The following is a 4233-nucleotide window of genomic DNA, read 5'->3' as shown; positions in this document are numbered from 1 at the left end:
CTTTTTAAATATAAGAGTGAATAATACAAGAAACAGACAGACGTTGAACGTAAGTTCATCGGACTTTAGTTTTCTATTTCTGTTAGCTTGATAGCAATGTGGTGATACCCCTTATATGTATTATTCACCTCAATCACATACCCTTCCCTTTAAATGATTAGAAATATATTAACCTGTTATCTTTTTCAATTACACATCTTACTTCAACTCAAAACGACATATTTTATATTTGACTACAATTAAGCACGATCACACTAATTTCTTTAGTTTCTAGATTCTTCTCTTTATAGAGAGCTTGAATCTAGTTAGTATTATTATCCCCGAATTTATGGAAGTACCTCTTTCAATTCTAAAACCACTCATGGCAACGTAATAAATATTTTCTAAATTTGGTCAATAACATCTAAATCACAGATGTTATTGACCAAAACACCTATTTTACTTTCAGATTTAGGACCGATGTACTTGCGAATATGAAAACTATTTACCAGTCCTCTGTAAAGATAGGTTTGAATAAAATATTCATCTACCTTAAATCTTCTTTCAATTTCAGTTATGGTCTACAAATTTTATAGTCATCGTCTATAGTGTTTTACTTTTTCGATATGAAAATCCGAATAACCTTTTTAAACAACTTTATTCACAAAAAAACAGAGGCGTTCCAAATCTTTATTTTTCATTGTAGTTTCAAATGTAGGATTGGGTAGTGATGCCCTGCATTATCTGTAAGTTCCCCATTGACTTCAGCTAACTAGTTCAATTGAGAGAGTCAAGAAAGTAATCCTATATCTTTTGCCTTTTGTACGGCTTCTTCTCGATTTTTAACTCCTAGCTTCTCATAGAGATTGGAGGCGTAATTTCTTATCGTTCCGTTTGACAAGTAAAGTGTCGAAGCTATTGTTTTATAACGGCTTCCTTGTGATAATAGTTCTAAAATCTCTAATTCTCGTTTCGTTAATCCATACTCTTTTCCATCTGATCGTGATTCAAATAATCCGGTTTCTTCATTTTCTTCCCACATTCTATGGAACAAGTCATGATTAATCATCGTGCCTCCTCGATAGACTAGACGAATTGATTCAGCTAGTTCACGCGAATCTATGGATTTCAATAAATATCCATCCGCACCATTTCGTATGATTTCTTTTGCCCTTTCTGTATTCTGAAAGGTTGACAGAATGAGTACACGAATGTCCGGCCATTTTTTCTTAATCATTTTAGTCGCATAAATCCCATTCAGATTTGGCATCTCTAAATCCATTAATACTACATCTGGTTTTAGTCTCTCACACAATTCCAAAGCCCGTTCTCCATCTTCAGCCATACCCACTACTTGTAAATCCTCCTGTCCATCCAAAATTGTATGAAGACTTTCTCGGATAAAAGAATGATCATCGACAATACACAGGCGGATTTGTTCATTAGACAGTTGTACTTGTTTCGGTAAAACACATGAAATTAATGTCCCTTCCCCTTTTTTGGAATAAACAATGACTCTTCCTTGTGACTGACTCACACGCTCTTTCATTGCAGTTAATCCAAAGCCATCCTTCCACTCTTCTACCCCACAGCCATTATCCTGTACATCCAATCTTATCTGTTGTGGTTCAAAATGAAGTGACACAATGATTTCTGTGGAATGCCCATGGCGAACAGCATTTGTTAGTGATTCCTGCAAGCTCCGATATAGTGTCATTTTTGATTGTTTGGAGACCATATACTCTTCCCCTATTATTCGAGTACGTACATTTACTTTTGAATGTTTCTTAAATTCCTCTGTCAATTGTTGTAATGTGACAGCTAAGGGAAGCGATTCTTGTGATAAATCTAATTGATGTAAATACAGTCTTACTTCTTCCATACTGTTACGGGCCAATTGTAATAATGAATCGAGCTGTTGCTCTCCTTCTTTAGACTTTAATTCCATACGTAATGTTTCCATCCCCATAATAATTGAAGTATAGGTATGCCCCATCGTATCGTGTAAGTCTTTTGAGAGCCTATCACGTTCCTCGAGTAATGTAATCCGCTCAACTTGGGATACATATTGTTCCAATACATGTTTCTGGTTCCGAATAATTTCACTTTGACGGTAATTAATAGCCAGTAAACGAAAGAAAGTGCCCATAGCAAAAGCTAAACTGAGTTGTAGGATGATTCCCCATAAATCTGTTACTTTGGAAAATATCGCAATGAGCAACGGGAACAAAATAATTGTGATAGGACCCGACCAGCGGTAAGATTTATGAACGCTATTTGCCGCAATCATAAAAGTTGGCATTAAAAAAGCAAGATACGCTGAAGGAAATAATAAAGTTAAATAAAAACAAACTCCGCCAAATAATATTATTTCAGTAAATAAATAATAGCGATAACTGAACATTAAACAAATCCAAGGTACTGAAAATGAAACGACTTCCCAAAGGATTATAATCCAAAGTGGTACTGTCAAATGATCTTGTTGTTGGATAGTCGCTGATATCAATGATAGCCAAATAATAAAGCGTATACAAAGTAAGGCCCAATCATACCAAAACCATAGTTTTAAAGTTTTAAACAAATTATCACTCCTTTATAGCTTTAAACATGAAACGCGTGTACATTCCAATAATTCGAACTAAGCAGTTTCCAATAAGATTATGTATCCAGATGAGAATGAAACCAACAATCATGACAAAAATTGCTGTCTCCCATGAATTCACAGCAATGCCCAATAAGTATATATTAAAATATCGAAAAAGTAAGGGGGTAACGATACATACTAGCGGCATTACATACAGTAAAACAGCACATATAAGACTCATTATTCCGACAAAAAATTTCTGCATGAGCCAAAAAATAGCCCTCCAGTTGCTATTATTAAGAATTATATCCCTCACATTAATCCATTTATCTCCCTCCTCTTTTTTTCTTGGTTCGAATATCTCTATCGATATATCTGCATAAATCTTCGTCTGAATACGTTCATACTGAACAAACGTGTGAGTTGTTTGCAGTACCCACGCTAACAAGGGAATACCCAAAAAGATAATCGTCATTACTAATGCAAATGTAACGCTGACCAGATAGAAACAAAAGTAAAAAAAACCGGATACAAAGGTAAATAACAAGAAATAAAAATCTTGCAAAGTTTTTTGAGCTGATGCTTTCGTCATTAAAATCTCTCCTCCTCATTCATTGCTAATGCGTTAAAAGCTACTTTTTTATTTTAAGTATTTTTCTGTCACATACGGTAGTGTCAAAATGTCATGGTTTGTATGACATAACTATCAATACATCCTTATCCACTCAATTTTTGTTGTTCTTTATAAATGTGACAAAAGTTCACTATCTACTATGAATAGCGGCTTGTTACACTCTGTCCATATGCTAACAAGCCGCTAACTCGTTGTGCTGAAGATAAGATTGTGTTCCCAATCTTATCTTTTTTCTTTGCAGATTTTTTGATATAAAGAAGGAATCCTTAAAATAAGGATTCCTGAAAAAAACGAAGTGTCATAATCAATCCCTTGATTTCGGGCATCATACTTATAAATTCCTTGATCCCTCATTTTATCAACTAAATAATACGTAGTATTAGATTTTAAGAGATTCAATTTTTTTATTTCCAAATCCAAATAAACCTTTCCCTACCCTTGTTGTTCCAGTAACATTTCTTAGAGCGCTTGCTGCATGTAAAAATATTATGCTCTAGGAGTTCGCCTCCCTAGTTCGATAAAATACTCATGGTTATCTAGTTGTGGAGATAAAAAACCTTGATTAACTTCTTGTTTCTTTACAGTGAATGATTTTTGAACACTCATTGTACTTAGTTTATATTTGTCCTTATTTTCATCATTATATCGAAATACTAGATCGGCAGTTTTTGTTGAAAATGATATAGTCACTGTCCAGAAATAAACTCTGAAAACTTGATGGTTTCATTATATTTCTCTGTGGACAGTATATTATTTGATGTATCTGCATAGCTAGATATCGGTAAACTAATTGATGTAGTAATAACATCAGCTGACAATAAAACTGCTAAACTTTTTTTCATGTTTTTTCTCCTTTGTTGTTACATCATTCATTAGACAGAATGTCTCTATTTTTAGAAGATTGATACCACCATATATTCATCAAATTAAGAACTTACTTTTCCAAAACAATTTTTTAGAGTAAGTTGTTTTTTGAACCAGAAAGGTATATTTCTAACTATAAAAACTATGACAGAATTTATCCGTTTTTCCTTTG

Annotated in this window: 3 protein-coding genes; all 3 read right to left on the bottom strand. The window is 33.6% G+C overall.

The genetic code is table 11. The features are described from left to right. Positions 1 to 769: 769 nt before the first annotated feature. Positions 770 to 2560: a helix-turn-helix transcriptional regulator gene (locus LOK41_RS27500; protein WP_241819280.1), complete on the bottom strand. Its 1791-nt coding sequence runs from the start codon at positions 2558 to 2560 to the stop codon at positions 770 to 772. A 4-nt stretch (positions 2561 to 2564) separates the two neighbouring features. Beyond that, positions 2565 to 3155 carry a sensor domain-containing protein gene (locus LOK41_RS27495; protein ID WP_174103831.1) on the bottom strand — a complete coding sequence of 197 codons (591 nt, stop codon included), beginning with the start codon at positions 3153 to 3155 and terminating at the stop codon, positions 2565 to 2567. Positions 3156 to 3883: 728 nt separating this feature from the next. Then, positions 3884 to 4039 (bottom strand): hypothetical protein, encoded by a 156-nt coding sequence (locus LOK41_RS27490; RefSeq protein ID WP_241819279.1) that lies wholly within the window; start codon positions 4037 to 4039, stop codon positions 3884 to 3886. Positions 4040 to 4233 lie beyond the last annotated feature (194 nt).

The organism is Bacillus sp. TL12, assembly GCF_022625245.1.
Taxonomy (GTDB): domain Bacteria; phylum Bacillota; class Bacilli; order Bacillales; family Bacillaceae_G; genus Bacillus_A.
The sequence above is the reverse complement of the archived record's forward strand: the minus strand, read 5'-3'. Positions and strand labels throughout refer to the sequence as shown.